This window comes from Streptomyces sp. NPDC007905, assembly GCF_042959345.1.
Classification (GTDB): Bacteria; Actinomycetota; Actinomycetes; order Streptomycetales; family Streptomycetaceae; genus Streptomyces.
In genome coordinates this window covers 149,441-164,264 of the sequence record NZ_JBIBKS010000003.1, presented here as the reverse complement: position 1 = coordinate 164,264, position 14,824 = coordinate 149,441, and the positions used below count along the sequence as shown (strand labels likewise).

The following is a 14,824-nucleotide window of genomic DNA, read 5'->3' as shown; positions in this document are numbered from 1 at the left end:
TCCCGCCTGGTTGGAGCTCACCTCACCCGCGCTCCCACGCTGACCCGTGACCGCCCCGGTCCCGGGCCGGTGTTGCCGAGTGCGAGAGGACTCCCATGACCACCGAACGCGTGCTGCCCGCCGAGGCCTATCGATGGCGCCGGCCGGCCCTGGCCGCCCTCTTGCTGGGCGAGGCGATGAACCTGCTGGACGCGACCGTCGTACAGGTGGCCGCGCCCACCGTCCATGCCGATCTCGGCGGGCCGGTGTCCGACGTGCAGTGGTTCAGCACCGCGTACACCCTGCCGTTCGCGGTGCTGCTGATCACCGGCGGGCGGCTCGGCGACACGGTGGGCCGGCGCCGCCTGTTCGTCCTCGGTGTCGCGGTCTTCACGGCGGCGTCCGTGGCCTGTGCCCTGGCGCCGACGGCGGGCCTGCTGATCGCCTTCCGCGCGGTGCAGGGCCCGGCCGCGGCGATGATCATTCCGCAGACCATCGGGCTGATCAAGGCGATGTTTCCGGCAGAGGAGACGGCGAAGGCGTTGGGCGGTATCGGTCCCGTGATGGGCCTCGCCGCCGTCTGCGGGCCCGTGCTCGGCGGTGTGCTGACCCACGCCGACATCCTCGGCTCGTCCTGGCGAGCCGCGTTCCTGCTGAACGTGCCCCTGTCCGCGGTCGTCCTGGCCCTCTCCCCGAAGCTGCTCGAGAACCGGGCCCCGCACCGCCCGACCCTCGACCGGACCGGTACGGCGCTCGCGGCAGCCGGCACCGGGCTCCTCGTCCAGCCCCTGATCGGCGCGGACATCACCGCACTCCATGCGCGGCAATGGACGTCGATCGCCTGCGGACTCCTCGTCCTCGCCGCCTTCGCCCGGCACCAGCGCCGGTCGGCGAGCCCGTTGCTCGAGCCGAGCCTGTTCACGCACCGGGGATTCCCCGCCGCGCTCGTCGCCTCGACCGCGTTCTTCGCGGTGACGAGCGGCATGACGACGGTGGTCGTGCTCCAGCTCCAACTTGGCGCGCACACCGGCGTGCTGTCCGCCAGTCTGAGTCTCGTCCCGTGGTCGGCGGCGACCTGGGTGATCGGTGGATTTTTCCTGGGAGCACTGTGGCGCGCCCTTCCCGGTCGTCACGGGCCGACGAAGGCATTTTATGTGGCCGTCCTCTTCGCGATTCCCATCTGCGTTCACTGGGTCCTTGGCGAGCTCGGCGGTCAGAACGTTCAGGGGGTGATCGCCACTATGGCCACCTTCACGTCGGTGCTGACGTTCAGCGGCATGATCATGGATGTACAGACGTTCCAGAGCGACCGGCGGTACTGGCCCACCAGCGCCAGCCTGATCATGTACATCTATCAGATGCGTATTGCCTCGGTGGCGTTCTTCCTGGCGCAGATCGTGGCTCTTGCGACCATCTGGAAGGCACTTCGGGAAGGCGGCGGCCCTACGGCACCGCCTCCCTCTCGATAGCCGTTGCCGCCGCGGTCCGTTCCTGCTTGCGGCGTCTGCGGCGGCTCACCCGGGGCTCCTGGTCGGGGAGCCAGCCGAAGGTGAGGCAGCTGCCGGTGGCGCCGAGGAGGAGGCCGATGAGGAAGCCGCCCAGGTTCGAGGTGAGCCAGGTCCCGAGGGAGATCAGGATGCCGGTGAAGGAGTAGAAGAGGCGCTGGCCGGGGTTGAAGAGGATCAGCAGACCCAGCAGCACCATGAGGGTCGGCAGCAGATAGCCGGCCAGGCCCTGCATGCCGATGTGCATCACGACCTTCAGCGAGGCCTTCTCGGTGAGCAGGATCTCGCCGCCGCCGAGAGCCAACAGCAGCCCGCCCCAGAACGGTCGGCGGGCCCGCCATCCGCGGAAGGCAGGCCTCCGTCCCCGACGTGGACGCTCCCGCATCGGATCAGCAACCCGATTCGCTGAAGCGGAGCTTGAGTCCGGGCAGCTTGAACACGCCAGCCGTGGTCGCGTAGTTGGTCTGCCGCAGGTTGTCGATGTGGACGGTGTCGGCCTGCTGGCTGAAGACGCCGATCGGGCCCTTCGCGTTGGCCTTGGTGAGCGTGCTGGCGTCGTTGCCGATCTCGATGTTGCCGAACGCCGCGTCACCCGACAGCTCGGTCGAGTCGGTGGTGAGATCGCTCGCCCGCACCTTCTGCTCGCCACCGCCCGCGGTGATGAGCAGATTGGTACCGCCGAGGTCGACGCTCTGGCACAGCCTGGTGAGCGTGGCGTTCTTGATGGCGGAGGTGACGACGAGCACCTGACCGCCGGTGTCCCCGGCGTTCGGGCTGCCGTCCGCCATGGTGTCGAGCCCGCCGAACTGCTCGAACCCGGTGCCGTTGAGTTCCGTGGCCGTGACCGTGAACGGCATGCCCGAGATCGCGAACTGCGCACCCAGCGCCCCCTGCGCGGTGAGGATCGCGAGGCCCGCGGCGACCAGGGTGGCGGGCACCGCCATGACCGCGGCCCTGCGCAGTCGCACCCGGCCCCGTCTCTCGCCGGCGGCGGCCCCGGACGTGGTTGGAGCTTCGGAGGGGGAACCGCTTTCCGGGTTCTCGGGGGTGTTGTCGGCGGACGAGAGGTCCGGGGACGAGGCCATGTCTGCTCCCATGGGCATAGATCAATGCGGGGTGGGCTTCAGTGGCGCAGTGTCCTGGCGCGGACGGCGGCTGCCGCGCACGTCTCCTCGCACTCCCGGTGGATGCAAGGGCTTTCTCGTTACGCGGCAGTAGCCTTCGAGGAAGTTACCGCCGGTTATTTTGAAGGGTCAAGGGAGTTGTGAAAAAAGGGTGTCGGATGTGCGCGGACGCCCGCGAGTGCGGCCGGCAAGCGGTATCCGGACGGGCCCTGAACAGCAACTCCCTTACTACGCCTTGACGTTGATGGTTGATCAGGTCTACAACTCTCCCTGGTTCCCCCGGATCCGTGGCGCCGGATCCGCCGAGCGGCATGGCCGCTTTCCCGGCCTTTCTCAGGTAACCGCTCCGCCACCAGTGCGGCACCGGCACGGTCGCTTCCCCTCTCGGTCCGTGCCCGGCCGCCCCCTGGCCGACCCGGTCGGAGGCCTTCCCCCGAGGCCTTCGACCGGCGCCCGGCCGGCCGCCGTCGCCGGTCCGCCGCGTACGGAGAAGGCGTCACGGACCGGCGCCGGCGGCGCCTCCGGCACCGCTACCGCGTCACCCCCGCTTCCCCCGCAGCGCCGCCCCACATCGCCACCCCCCACCCTGGCCACCCCCCAACCCCGGCCACCCCCCACATCGCCAACCCCCGCATGGCCGCCCCCTATCCGACCAATTCCCCCCACCTCACCCCGTGTTGTCCCCCCACCTCAGGAAAGAGGCACCCGCATGCGTACCCGATCCATGCTCGCCCTCGCCGGAACCGTCACCGTGCTGACCGTCGCCGCGGCCGTCCCCGCCTCCGCGGACGGAACCGCCGTCCTGACGACGGGCAGCACCGGTGGCACCGCCGCCGCGGTCGGCGACACCCTGAGCGCGCCGCTGGCCAGTGGCACCTCCGCCACGCTCTACTCCAGCGCGACCGGCACCAGCGGGGTCACCTGCACGTCGTCGCAGTTCGCCGCCGCGGTCACGGGCAACCCGACCGCTCCCGGCACGGCCACAGAGTCGGTCACCGGGCACACCTTCGACAGCGGCAGCTGCGCCAGCAACGTGGCCGGTGTGCTCGGCGTCAGCGGCATCACCGTCGACCACCTGCCCTACACCGCGACGGTCGCCTCCGACGGCACCCTCACCGTTTCGCCGGCCGACGGCTCCACGATCCAGACCACGGTCAAGCTGCGTACCCTGCTGGGCACCATCACCTGCGTCTACCAGGCGCCGAGCCTGACCGGCAAGGCCGACAACAGCGACAGCAGCATCACCTTCACCAACCAGCAGTTCACCAAGACCTCCGGTTCGTCGCTGTGCTTCGCCAGCGGATACTTCACCGCCAAGTACGCCCCCGTGACCGACGCGGGCGCCCAGGTCTACGTGAACTGACCTGCGCTAAAGGTGAATTCAGCGCCGCCTCAGGCGCAAAACCAGGGTGGCGCCCCCGGTGAGCACCAGCACCGCGGCGGCGCCGCCCGCCAGCAGGGGTGCCGAGGGGCCCGTGTCCGCACGGGTGGCCTCGGCCACCGGCGTGCTGTCCCCGGTGGCCGTCGCCGCCGAGCCGCTCTTCTTCTCGGCGGCGGTCGGGCTCCCCGTCGAGGGCCGCGCGGTGGCCGTCCGTGCGGGCCGCGGACTCGCCGGTGCGTGCGAGGCGGCTGCCGTCCTGGCGGGCCTGGCCGCACCCGTCCGCGGGAACTCCACGTCGGAACACGAGTAGTACGTGTCCGGCGTGCTGCTGTTCTGCCAGATCGTGTACAGCACCTGACGACCCGTCCGGTCCTTCGGCAGGGCCGCCCCGATGTGGTAGGCCCCGTTCGTCAGCGGTGGGTCCGTGACCTCGGCGAAGGGGCGCGTGGGCAGGTCGGACCACTTCAGCGGCTTCGCCGGGTCGTAGCCGGGCTTGGTGAGGTACAGCCGGAACGTGCCGGTGTGCGCGATCGTCGAGGCGTACGTCATCGTCAGCCGGCCGCCCGGGGTCAGCCGGGTCGCCGGCCAGTCCCGCCGGGCCAGATCGAGTCCCCGGTAGGCGGGCAGGTTTCCGCTGCACAGCCTGCCGTCCGGAATCACCTGCCGGTCCCGGCCGGCCACCCCCGACACGCGCAGGTTGTCCCATGCGGTGAAGGGGGCGCCGTTCGCGGCGATCGCCGCTCGGCAGGCGGCCGAGCGGTTCGCGGTGCCGCCCTCGGGCGAGCAGGCGTACACCCGGCTCACCGGGTCCGTGGGGGCGCCGTGCGCCTGGGCAGGTCCCGCCGCCCATGTCAGGAGCAGGAGCGAGGCTGCCGCGGCGGACGCCGTGGCGCTCAGGCGGGCGGTCATCCGAGTCATCCGGGGCGTCTCCTCGGGCGGGCGCGGGAACGGGTCTGCTGCGTCCAGTACGGGCCACACGTCCCCGGCGTTCAGTCGCCCGGCAGCTCCGGGATCGCCCGACGCGCGGCACCAACCGGTCAGGCGGTTTTGGCGGCTTCCTCAAGGCTTGCGCGAGAGGCGTGCCCGGTGCCTGGCTCCGAGGCGGCCAAGGGCCGGACGGCTGCCGCCTCTTGGCTTCCGGAAACGGCAACGGGCGGTGGAGGCAACGTCTTCTGCGGTCATCTGTTTGCGAAAGGGCAGAGCCGGCACTTCTCTCGTGCGGGCGAGTGGTGGGCTTCGGATTTCCGAGCCCGACCCCCCGACTCTCTTTGCCACTTGGTGAGTTATCGTATGCGTGGAGTCAAAACAAACCGCGTGTCCCGTTCGTAAGAGCCGCGAGGAGGGATCAGTCGATGGCGAGGCAGTTACGCGCTGAGCAGACCCGGACGACGATCATCACGGCCGCTGCCGATCTCTTCGACCGGCAGGGCTACGAGTCCACCAGCCTGAGCGACATCGTGGGCCACGCGCAGGTCACCAAAGGGGCGCTGTACTTCCACTTCGCCGCCAAGGAGGACCTGGCCCACGCCATCCTGGAACTCCAGGCCAGGGCGTCACAGCAGGTGGTGGCCGATGTCGAGGGCCGGGGATACTCCTCGCTCGAGGCACTGATGCGCAGCACGTTCGCCGTCGCCCGGCTGGCCGTGGAGGACCCGGTGCCGCGCGCCGGGCTCCGCCTCGCCACCGCGGACGTCGTCGTACGACCGCCGTTGAGGCACCCGTTCACCGAGTGGCTGGAATTCGCCACCCGAAAGTTCGGCGGAGCCGTCAAGGAGGCCGATGTGCACCCCGAGACCGACCCCGATGTCGTCGCCCATTCCCTCGTCTGCTTCTTCGTCGGCACCCGGGTCGCCGGCCGCTCCATCGAGCCGGTCGGCCGGCTGCCCCGCAGGGTCGCCGAGATGTGGCACCTCATGATCCGGGGACTGGTGCCGGTGCACCGCCGTCCCCGCTATCTGGCCCTCGCCACGCAACTGGAGCGGGAGATCAGAACCTGCTGACCCGCGCGATACGGTGACGGACATGCCCGACACCCCCTCCGCGCCCGTGATTCTCGGGGACGAACCCGGCTCGTTCCCGCACAGCGTGCTGGCCGAGCGACACCCCGCGATCATCCGGCAGGTGCGCGAGGCCTTCCCGTACGGCCCCGGGCAGCACCGAGCGCTGGACGAGCTGCTGAAGAGCTGCACCGAAGGTGTGATCGAACCGCTGCCCGGGGACGCGGTCGACCGGGAGCGGTGGCACGCCTGGGGGCTGGACGACCATGTCGGACGCTCCTGGTTCGACGTGCCGTGGCTGTGGTCCGAAAGCTACTTCTACCGCCGGCTGCTCGACGCCGTAGGCCACTTCGGTCCGGGCGCCTGGCAGGGCATCGACCCCTTCCGCCCGTTCAAGCGTGCGGAACTGGACGCCCCGGAGACCGATGGCGAACTGGCCGCGCTCGACGCCCTCCAGGACCGGCCGGAGCGGGAGCGGGCCCGCGCCCTGCTGCACGGCTCGCTCTGGGGCAACCGCGCCGACCTCGGCTTCCGCCTGTCCGCCACGGGCACCGAGGCCGCCGAACCGGCCCCCGCTCTGGTCGCCGACGACAGCGAGGCCCTGTGGTCACTGCTGCCGCCCTCCGGCATGGGCGCGCTCGTCCTGGTCGCGGACAACGCGGGCCGCGAACTCGTCCCCGACCTGCTTCTGATCGCCCATCTCCTCGCCGAGGGGCGGATCGGCCGGGCGGTTCTGCACGTCAAGCCGTACCCGTACTACGTCTCCGACGCCACCACCGCCGACGTGGTCGACGCCCTGCGGCGCCTCGTCGCGGCACCGGGCGCGGCCGCCGGGTACGGGCGCCTGCTCTGGACGGCCATGGCCGACGGCCGCCTGACGGTACGTGCCCACCCGTTCTCGTGCGCCCCCCTGCCGTACGCCGACCTGCCGGACGACCTGCGCACCGATTTCGCCGCGGCCACGCTGACCATCGTCAAGGGCGACCTCAACTACCGCCGCCTGGTGGGCGACCGGCTGTGGCCGCCCACCACGCCCTTCGACCAGGTCACCGCCTACTTCCCGGGGCCGGTCGCCGCCCTGCGCACCCTGAAGTCCGACGTGATCACCGGCCTGACGCCGGCCACCGAGGCCGCCCTGGTCGCCGCGGAGGGCCGGCGCTGGCGCACCGGCGGCACACACGCCCTGATCCAGGTCAACGCCTCACGTCACGCACAGCGGAAGTGAGGTGAGGCCGTTGATGAAGTTGGACACGAGGCGCCCGGCGGCCCCCGCGACTCGCGGGCCGGGCAGTACGCGCAGCACCTCCTCGTGGAACAGCCGCAGTTGCAAGCGGGCGAAGTGGGCGCCCAGGCACACGTGGGGACCGTCCCCGAAGGACACGTGCGGGTTGGGCGCACGGTCGAGGTCGAGCCGGTCGGGCTCGGCGAAGACCCGTTCGTCACGGTTGGCCGAGGCGTAGAACACCACGACCTTGTCGCCCGCCCGGATCCGGCGGCCCGCCAGCTCGGTGTCCTCCACGGCCGTCCGGCGGAAGGTGAGCACCGGCGGATGCCAGCGCAGCAACTCGTCCACCGCGCGGGATACTCCGGCCTTTCCGGCGCGCAGCAGCTCGTACGCCTCCGGATGCTCGGCCAGGGCCAGCAGGCCTCCGGGGGCCGCGCTGCGCACGGTGTCGTTGCCGGCGACGGTGAGCAGGAAGAAGAACATCTCCAGCTCGGCATCGGCGAGTTCCGCGTCGTGGGCGAGCGTCGTCAGAATGTCGTCGGCGGGACACCGTCGCTTGTGTGCGGTCAGCTGCCGGGCGTAGGCGAACATGTCCCGCAACATCGCGGGCGAACGCGGATTGACCGGCTTGCCCGCCTCGTCCAGCACCGGAGTACCGGCCTCGTCGGGATCCTGGTAGCCGATGACCCGCTGCGTCCAGTGCAGCAGCAGCCGCCGGTCGCTCTGCGGCACCCCCAGCAGATCGGCCAGATTGAGCAGGGCGTACTCGTCGGTGACCATGTCCACCAGGTCGACCGTGCCGTCGCCCGACCGGGCCTCGTCCAGCGCCCGGACGAGCAGGGTGCGGGCCCGCTCGCGGGCGATGGCCGCGAACCGGTCGACGCGCCCGGGAGTGAAGGCACGGCTCACCAGCCGGCGCAGGCGGCCGTGCCGGGGCGGATCCTGATTGAGCATCATCCGCCGGATGAACGGCAGGTCGTCGGGGTCGGGGTCGCGGATCTGAGTCGCGCCGGCGTACGAGGAGTACGTCGCCGAGTCCTTGAGCACGCGGACCACGTCGGCGTGCCGGGTCACCGCCCAGAACCCCGGCCCGGCCGGCCAGCCCAGCACCTCCGGCTCGTCCTGCCAGGCCACCGGGTGGTGGTCGCGCAGTACGCGGTAGTCGGCGTACGGCACCCCGGACGCGTACCGGCGCGGGTCGAAGACGTCCGGCACCGGCGGGGCCTCGCGCAGGCTCACGCCGGCTCGCCCTCGTCGGTGGTCTCAGCCCGCAGGAAGTCCTCCACCGTGCGGATCAGCTCCAACGGAGTCTCGTCCATGGCGTAGTGCCCGGCGCACGGCAGGGCGGCGAGCCGGGCGCGCGGATACCAGGACATCCATGTGTCGCGCAGCAGCGCCAGTGACAACGCCGGATCGAGTTCCCCCGCCACGGCCAGCGCGGGCACCTCCGAGCCCTCGACGTCGGCGCGGAAGTCGTCACCCGCCCAGGAGTCGAGCCAGGCCCGGAACGCCTTCGGGGCGCTGCGCTCCAGCGAGCGGTCCACCATCCGGTCGAGCCACGCCGAGGGGCGGCGGCTGCCGGTGGTGAAGTCGATGATCGCGCGCCGGTTCTCCGGCCGGTGCGCCGCGTCCGCGAACAGCACGCCCTGCTCGCCGGGCAGCTCCAGCCCCGAGGCGGGCACGGGGGAGACGCCGACGATCCGGCGCAGCCGGTGCGGTGCGACCGACAGCAGCCGTTGCGCCACCGCGCCGCCCATGGAGTGCCCGATCACCGAGAACCGCTCCCAGCCCAGCCGGTCGGCCAGTTCCACCAGGTCCACGGCCGCCTCGGTCGTCGTGTACGAGCCCACGGCGTCCCGTGCCTCGCCGTAGCCGCGCAGGTCGACCAGCGCGTAGGTGAAGGAGGTGCGGTCGAGATCCGGCAGGACGGCAGCGTACGCGGACCGGTCGGCGAACCAGCCGTGCACGGCGAACACCTTGTGGGCGCCGTCGCCGTGCACCTCATGGGGCAGCACGAAGGAGGTCATGCGCCTACCGTGGCCCCCGCGCGGGGGCTCGGCAAGGGTGCGGACGGGGCATACCGGGGGGCGCCACGGGGTTGCGCCGGTGCCACTGCGAGGCGCATGCCGTCGCCTTCGTCCACTGACCGGGGCCGCAGCCGGTGCCGCCGGTCGCGTCGGCCAATGCCACAGTGCCAACGCCACAGCACTCCATCGAAGTTCCCCGCTCCCAGGGCGGTTCACGCGATGGTGTGATCAAGCCGTGCGCGGCGGATGCCCCTTTCCGGCCCCGGGTAGGGCCCCGCCATGACGCAGCCGTTCGAACTCCCGCACTTCTACATGCCGTATCCCGCGTGGCTCAACCCCCATGTCGACGAGGCGCGTGCCCACTCGACGGCGTGGGCGCGCGGGATGGGCATGCTGGAGGGCTCCGGGATCTGGGAGCAGGCCGACCTGGAGGCACACGACTACGGGCTCCTCTGCGCCTACACCCACCCCGACTGCGACGGATCGGCCCTCTCGCTGATCACCGACTGGTACGTCTGGGTGTTCTTCTTCGACGACCACTTCCTCGACAGGTACAAGCGCACCCAGGACCGCGCCGCAGGAAAGGCCCACCTGGACCGACTGCCGCTGTTCATGCCGCTGGACCTCGCAACCCCCGTGCCGGAGCCGGGGAACCCGGTCGAGGCGGGTCTCGCCGACCTGTGGGCGCGCACGGTGCCGTCGATGTCCGTCGACTGGCGCCGGCGCTTCTCCGTCGCCACCGAGCACCTGCTCAACGAGTCCATGTGGGAGCTGTCCAACATCAACGAGGGGCGTATCGCCAACCCGGTCGAATACATCGAGATGCGCCGCAAGGTGGGCGGCGCCCCCTGGTCGGCGGGGCTCGTGGAGTACGCGACCGCGGAGGTGCCCGCGGCCGTCGCCGGGACCCGGCCGCTCAGGGTGCTCATGGAGACGTTCGCCGACGGGGTCCACCTGCGCAACGACCTCTTCTCCTACCAGCGGGAGGTCGAGGACGAGGGCGAGAACAGCAACGGCGTGCTCGTACTGGAGACCTTCTTCGGCTGCACCACCCAGGAGGCCGCCGAGACCGTCAACGACATCCTCACCTCGCGCCTGCACCAGTTCGAACACACCGCGCTCACGGAAGTGCCCGCCGTCGCCATGGAGAAGGGGCTGAGGCCCGACGAGGTGGCCGCGGTGGCCGCCTACACCAAGGGGCTCCAGGACTGGCAGTCCGGTGGTCACGAGTGGCACCTGCGCTCCAGCCGCTACATGAACAAGGGCGCGCGTTCCAGCTCGCCCTGGCAGATCCCGAGCGGGCCCGGCAGCTTTGCCGCCGATGTCGGCGCCCTGCTCGCCTCGGCCGCCGCCGAACGCCTGCGCGCCTACTCCCACCTGCCGTTCCAGAAGGTCGGCCCGTCCCTGCTGCCCGACTTCCCCATGCCCTTCGCCCTCGCCCTGAGCCCACACCTTGACACCGCCCGCCGCAACCTCGTCACGTGGTCGCACGGCCTGGGCCTCCTTCAGGAGGGCGTCTGGGACGAGGACAAGCTCGCCGCCTGCGACCTCGCCCTGTGCTCCGCAGGCCTGGACCCGGACGCCACCCCCGAAGCCCTCGACCTCAGCGCGCAGTGGCTTGCCTGGGGCACGTACGGCGACGATTACTACCCCCTGGTCTACGGCCACCGCCGGGACCTGGCCGCCGCCCGCCTGACCACGGCCCGGCTCTCCGAGTGCATGGCCCTGGAGGGCGCGCCGGCCGTGGTCCCCGCCAACGCCATGGAGCGTGCGCTGATCGACCTGTGGGCGCGTACGACGGCGGAGATGACCGTCGCGCAGCGGGGCACCCTGAAGGCGGCCGTGGACAAGATGACCGAGAGCTGGGTGTGGGAGCTGTCCAACCAGTTGCAGAACCGCGTCCCCGACCCGGTGGACTACCTGGAGATGCGGCGCTCGACCTTCGGCTCCGACCTCACCCTGGGCCTGTGCCGCATGGGCCACGGACCCGCTGTCCCGCCCGAGGTCTACCGCAGCGGGTCGGTGCGCTCACTGGAGAACGCGGCCATCGACTACGCCTGGCTGGTCAATGACGTCTTCTCGTACCAGAAGGAGATCGAGTACGAGGGCGAGATCCACAACGCCCTCCTCGTCGTGCAGAACTTCTTCGGCATCGACTATCCGACCGCGCTCGGCGTCGTCCACGACCTGATGACCCAGCGCATGCGGCAGTTCGAGCACGTGATCGCGCACGAACTGCCGGTTCTGTACGAGGACTTCCGGCTGTCCGAGGAGGCACGCGCGGCCATGGACGGCTATGTCCTCGACCTGCAGAACTGGCTGGCGGGCATCCTGAACTGGCACCGGCAGGTCGACCGCTACAAGGCCGCCCACCTCGCCCGCCGTTCCCACCGCTTCCTGCCCGACCGGGCGCCCGCCCCGCCGGCGCTGTCCCTGGGCTGACGGACTGGGCGTACGGCCGGTTCATCTGCCACTGCCACCTGCTGGAGCACGAGGACATGGGCGTGATGCGGCCCTTCGTCGTCCTGCCGCCCGAGGCCCTGAAGTCCGACCACGGCGGGGCGCACGGCGGCCCCGGCGGGGGTCACACGGGCTGAGCGGCCCCCCGCGTCGCGGGCGCGACCGCGGCTCGCGCCGGCGCCCGTACCACCGGGTGCGGGCGCGAGCCGTCACCGGACAGCTCCGGCTGGAACAGGGTGGCCGGGAAGAAGGGATGGCCGGGCAGTTCGGCCACCCGGACCTGTCCGTCCTCGTCGTGCCCGGACAAGCGCAGGCCGTGGGCGCGGAGCGTGTCGAGGCGGCGGGAGGGTCCGTACGCGCGGAAGTACCGTTCGACCGTGCGCGCCGAGCCGGCACGCGGGCCCGCTGCTGCTGCGCCTGGACGCGGCCCGCGCCGACATCGTCCGCATGGCCGCCGTGCCGGCGCACGGCCTGACCCTCGCCGCCGCACCGACCGCCCTCGGCGCCGGTGCCCTCCGCGCGCTCCCGGCGGCGGGCGTGACCCTGCGCGTCCTCGCCCGGGACGAGAGATCCCGGCCGCCGTCGCCACCGGCACCGCCGACCTCGGCCTGCTCGACGGCCTCGCCGCCCCCAGCGATCGCTGCGGCTGCCCGACGTGGCACCGCTGACCACGCGCGGCGTCGCCGAGGAACCCGTCAGCGTCCTGCTGCCCACCGGCCATCCGCTGGCCGGTCGCACCGGCCTGCGCCTCGCCGACCTCGCCGACGTCCGCTGGCTCGACGCGCCCCTGCCGCTGACCCACCTGCGCACCGCCAACGGCGGCGGCGCCTTCCGCCCCTCCCTGCGCTACGAGGGAACAGACGTACGCACCCTCACCGCCCTCGCCGCCGCGGGCCACGGGCTCACCCCGCTGCCCTGCTCCACGGCGACGGGCGTGCCGGGCACGGTCGCCGTACCGCTCGGCGCCCCGCGCGTCGTCCACCGCACCGAACTGGTGTGCGGCGGTGCGCCGAGGGGAGCGACAGCCGAGCCGGCCGGGCGACTGACGGACGGCGGGTGAGGGCTGGTCGGGGCGGCCGCGGACGGCGGGCCGTCAGGACGCCGCCTCGACGGCCATGACTACCCTCCGCCACCCTCCGGCCAGTCTCACTCGTTCGTGTCTCGTCGTGGACCGGTGCGCCGGGTAGAGCACCTGCCGGAGGCGAGCGAACCATGGAACAGACTGCGTTGCGTCCCAAGCCGATGCCCGGTCAGGAGCGGCGGGTAAGTGGCACGTCCGACACCGCCCGGCACCCGCGCGCCGCGCGCCGGCGCGCCCGGCGGATCAGGATCCTGCTCTTCGGGCTGATCACCGGCACCGTCCTGGTGCTCTCCGGGGTCGGACTCGGCACGGTCGGTGCCACGGTGATCGGCATGAGCAGGCCGGCCGAGCTCCGGCACCAGGCCCCGCCCCCCAGCCCCCCGGCCGAGCCGGTCCCCTCCGCGTCCTCGAGCCCCGCCGAGGCCCGAACCGGCGCGACCCTGGGCGTGGAGGCCGTGGACGCCGGGAAGCCGGGCGCCCTGGTGGTGGGCGTCCACGTGCCCGGCCCCGGCTACACGGCGGGCCTGGTCCGCGGCGACGTCCTGCTGCAGTTCGGCAGCGCCCGCGTCGACACGGCCGCCGACCTGGCCGGGGCCGTCGCCCACGCCCGCCCCGGAACGGAGGTGACCCTCACCGTGCGCCACCGCGGCGGCGGCTACCAGCAGCTGACGGTCGTTCCGGGGGTGGTGACCTGACCGGACACCGGAGGAAACCCGCTGGTCGTCCCTCGCCCCGCACGCCATGATGGCCCCGTGCCGAGCCGCATCTTTCGACACCGCGCCCGCGGGACTCCGCGACCGGCTCGCGCCGCCCTGTCCGGCCGGGCAGGATGCTGCCCGAGACCGCTACGCCCCGTCACCTCGACCGCGCTCGGAGGCCCGGATGACCGGTAGTACGCCCGCGCCCTTCACCGCCGACGACTACAGGGCCCGCATGGAGCGCGCCGCGCGCTCCGCCGCCGACGCCGGCCTCGCCGGACTCCTCGTGGCACCGGGACCGGACATGGTGTGGCTGGCCGGCTACACGCCCACCGCGGTCACCGAACGGCTCACCGTGCTGGTCCTCACCCCCGACCGCGACCCCGTGCTCGTCGTGCCCACCCTGGAGGCCCCGGACGCCGAACGCTCGGTCGGCGCGTCCGTGCTCACCCTGCGCGACTGGACCGACGGCAAGGACCCCTACGCCGTCACCGCCGCGCTCCTCGACGACCGCGGGCGCTTCGGCATCAGCGACAACACCTGGGCGATGCACCTGCTGGGCCTCCAGCGCACCCTGCCCGACAGCTCCTACGCCTCCCTCACCGACGCCCTGCCCATGCTGCGCGCCGTCAAGGACGCGGCCGAACTGGAACTCCTGGCAGCCGCCGGAGCGGCCGCCGACGCGACGTTCGAGGAGATCCGCAAGGTTCCCTTCGCCGGGCGCCGCGAGTCCGATGTCGGCCACGACCTCGCCGACCTGCTGCGCCGCTTCGGGCACTCCCAGGTCGACTTCACCATCGTCGGCTCGGGCCCCAACGGGGCCAACCCGCACCACGAGGTCGGCGACCGCGTCATCCAGCGGGGCGACATGGTCGTCCTCGACTTCGGCGGCCTCAAGGACGGGTACGGCTCCGACACCACCCGCACGGTCCACGTGGGCGAGCCGACCGAGGAGGAGCGCACGGTCCACGACATCGTGCGCGCCGCCCAGGAGGCGGGCTTTCGGGCCGTGCGGCCGGGCGTCGCCTGTCAGGAGGTCGACCGTGCCGCCCGCGCGGTGATCAACGACGCCGGATACGGCGAGTACTTCATCCACCGCACCGGGCACGGGATCGGCGTCACCACGCACGAGCCGCCGTACATGATCGAGGGCGAGGAACAGCCCCTGGTGCCCGGCATGTGCTTCTCCGTGGAGCCCGGCATCTACCTGCCCGGCCGCTTCGGGGTGCGCATCGAGGACATCGTCACGGTGACCGCGGACGGCGGCCGACGCCTCAACGACACCACCCGTGAGATGGTCATAGTGGACTGAGAGACCAGGAGACACACCCTCGACGACCTCCCGGA

At 72.0% G+C, this 14,824-nt stretch carries 12 protein-coding genes and 3 pseudogenes; 9 read left to right on the top strand and 6 right to left on the bottom strand.

The window, feature by feature from the left end:
• Positions 1–95 precede the first annotated feature (95 nt).
• Complete coding sequence (locus tag ACFZDC_RS07145) at positions 96–1,448, top strand: DUF6185 family protein (protein WP_391320993.1); 1,353 nt, start codon at positions 96–98, stop codon at positions 1,446–1,448.
• On the opposite strand, the gene ACFZDC_RS07140 is transcribed toward ACFZDC_RS07145, so the two are convergent.
• On the bottom strand, positions 1,423–1,869 hold the full coding sequence (locus tag ACFZDC_RS07140) for a DUF6114 domain-containing protein (protein WP_391320991.1): 447 nt from the start codon (positions 1,867–1,869) through the stop codon (positions 1,423–1,425). The genes ACFZDC_RS07145 and ACFZDC_RS07140 overlap by 26 nt on opposite strands.
• Positions 1,870–1,873: 4 nt before the next feature.
• Positions 1,874–2,569: a DUF6230 family protein gene (locus tag ACFZDC_RS07135; protein WP_391321556.1), complete on the bottom strand. Its 696-nt coding sequence runs from the start codon at positions 2,567–2,569 to the stop codon at positions 1,874–1,876.
• 748 nt (positions 2,570–3,317) lie between these two features.
• On the opposite strand from ACFZDC_RS07135, the gene ACFZDC_RS07130 reads away from it, so the two are divergent.
• Positions 3,318–3,971 (top strand): Tat pathway signal sequence domain protein, encoded by a 654-nt coding sequence (locus ACFZDC_RS07130; protein ID WP_391320989.1) that lies wholly within the window; start codon positions 3,318–3,320, stop codon positions 3,969–3,971.
• An 18-nt stretch (positions 3,972–3,989) separates the two neighbouring features.
• Here ACFZDC_RS07130 and ACFZDC_RS07125 read toward each other — a convergent pair whose 3' ends face one another.
• The gene (locus ACFZDC_RS07125) at positions 3,990–4,907 is read right to left on the bottom strand and encodes a lytic polysaccharide monooxygenase (RefSeq protein ID WP_391320987.1); all 918 of its coding nucleotides are present in this window, start codon (positions 4,905–4,907) and stop codon (positions 3,990–3,992) included.
• A gap of 434 nt (positions 4,908–5,341) precedes the next feature.
• Between ACFZDC_RS07125 and ACFZDC_RS07120 the strand changes: the two genes are divergently transcribed.
• On the top strand, positions 5,342–5,989 hold the full coding sequence (locus ACFZDC_RS07120) for a ScbR family autoregulator-binding transcription factor (protein ID WP_391320985.1): 648 nt from the start codon (positions 5,342–5,344) through the stop codon (positions 5,987–5,989).
• A 22-nt stretch (positions 5,990–6,011) separates the two neighbouring features.
• The gene (locus ACFZDC_RS07115; protein ID WP_391320983.1) at positions 6,012–7,211 is read left to right on the top strand and encodes an ARMT1-like domain-containing protein; all 1,200 of its coding nucleotides are present in this window, start codon (positions 6,012–6,014) and stop codon (positions 7,209–7,211) included.
• Here ACFZDC_RS07115 and ACFZDC_RS07110 read toward each other — a convergent pair.
• Together ACFZDC_RS07110 and ACFZDC_RS07105 are read right to left on the bottom strand one after the other, a co-directional pair.
• Positions 7,188–8,450 (bottom strand): cytochrome P450, encoded by a 1,263-nt coding sequence (locus tag ACFZDC_RS07110; protein WP_391320981.1) that lies wholly within the window; start codon positions 8,448–8,450, stop codon positions 7,188–7,190. The two genes, ACFZDC_RS07115 and ACFZDC_RS07110, sit on opposite strands and share 24 nt — an antisense overlap.
• Positions 8,447–9,238: an alpha/beta fold hydrolase gene (locus ACFZDC_RS07105; protein ID WP_391320979.1), complete on the bottom strand. Its 792-nt coding sequence runs from the start codon at positions 9,236–9,238 to the stop codon at positions 8,447–8,449. The genes ACFZDC_RS07110 and ACFZDC_RS07105 overlap by 4 nt, the downstream gene beginning before the upstream one ends.
• 279 nt (positions 9,239–9,517) lie before the next feature.
• Between ACFZDC_RS07105 and cyc2 the strand changes: the two genes are divergently transcribed.
• Positions 9,518–11,680: a germacradienol/geosmin synthase Cyc2 gene (gene cyc2 / locus ACFZDC_RS07100; protein WP_391320977.1), complete on the top strand. Its 2,163-nt coding sequence runs from the start codon at positions 9,518–9,520 to the stop codon at positions 11,678–11,680.
• Positions 11,668–11,835, top strand: a pseudogene (locus tag ACFZDC_RS07095) (multicopper oxidase domain-containing protein); the annotation flags it as partial. The gene cyc2 and the pseudogene ACFZDC_RS07095, both read left to right, overlap by 13 nt.
• On the opposite strand, the pseudogene ACFZDC_RS07090 reads toward ACFZDC_RS07095, so the two are convergent.
• Positions 11,823–12,089: pseudogene (locus ACFZDC_RS07090) on the bottom strand (hypothetical protein); the annotation flags it as partial. The pseudogenes ACFZDC_RS07095 and ACFZDC_RS07090 sit on opposite strands and share 13 nt — an antisense overlap.
• On the opposite strand from ACFZDC_RS07090, the pseudogene ACFZDC_RS07085 reads away from it, so the two are divergent.
• From ACFZDC_RS07085 to ACFZDC_RS07075, 3 genes and pseudogenes are all read left to right on the top strand, one after another.
• Positions 12,065–12,758, top strand: a pseudogene (locus tag ACFZDC_RS07085) (LysR substrate-binding domain-containing protein); the annotation flags it as partial. The pseudogenes ACFZDC_RS07090 and ACFZDC_RS07085 sit on opposite strands and share 25 nt — an antisense overlap.
• Before the next feature lie 152 nt (positions 12,759–12,910).
• A complete protein-coding gene (locus ACFZDC_RS07080) occupies positions 12,911–13,474 on the top strand; it encodes a PDZ domain-containing protein (protein WP_391320975.1) in 564 nt (187 codons plus the stop codon).
• A gap of 187 nt (positions 13,475–13,661) precedes the next feature.
• Positions 13,662–14,789, top strand: coding sequence for a M24 family metallopeptidase (locus tag ACFZDC_RS07075; RefSeq protein ID WP_391320973.1), 1,128 nt, complete (start codon positions 13,662–13,664; stop codon positions 14,787–14,789).
• Positions 14,790–14,824 lie beyond the last annotated feature (35 nt).

Bases quoted from the DNA above. Each gene is read 5' to 3' on its own strand.
- ACFZDC_RS07145 (WP_391320993.1), top strand. From the start codon at position 96: ATGACCACCGAACGCGTGCTGCCCGCCGAGGCCTATCGATGGCGCCGG.
- ACFZDC_RS07140 (WP_391320991.1), bottom strand. From the start codon at position 1,869: ATGCGGGAGCGTCCACGTCGGGGACGGAGGCCTGCCTTCCGCGGATGG.
- ACFZDC_RS07135 (WP_391321556.1), bottom strand. From the start codon at position 2,569: ATGGCCTCGTCCCCGGACCTCTCGTCCGCCGACAACACCCCCGAGAAC.
- ACFZDC_RS07130 (WP_391320989.1), top strand. From the start codon at position 3,318: ATGCGTACCCGATCCATGCTCGCCCTCGCCGGAACCGTCACCGTGCTG.
- ACFZDC_RS07125 (WP_391320987.1), bottom strand. From the start codon at position 4,907: ATGACTCGGATGACCGCCCGCCTGAGCGCCACGGCGTCCGCCGCGGCA.
- ACFZDC_RS07120 (WP_391320985.1), top strand. From the start codon at position 5,342: ATGGCGAGGCAGTTACGCGCTGAGCAGACCCGGACGACGATCATCACG.
- ACFZDC_RS07115 (WP_391320983.1), top strand. From the start codon at position 6,012: ATGCCCGACACCCCCTCCGCGCCCGTGATTCTCGGGGACGAACCCGGC.
- ACFZDC_RS07105 (WP_391320979.1), bottom strand. From the start codon at position 9,238: ATGACCTCCTTCGTGCTGCCCCATGAGGTGCACGGCGACGGCGCCCAC.
- cyc2 (WP_391320977.1), top strand. From the start codon at position 9,518: ATGACGCAGCCGTTCGAACTCCCGCACTTCTACATGCCGTATCCCGCG.
- ACFZDC_RS07080 (WP_391320975.1), top strand. From the start codon at position 12,911: ATGGAACAGACTGCGTTGCGTCCCAAGCCGATGCCCGGTCAGGAGCGG.
- ACFZDC_RS07075 (WP_391320973.1), top strand. From the start codon at position 13,662: ATGACCGGTAGTACGCCCGCGCCCTTCACCGCCGACGACTACAGGGCC.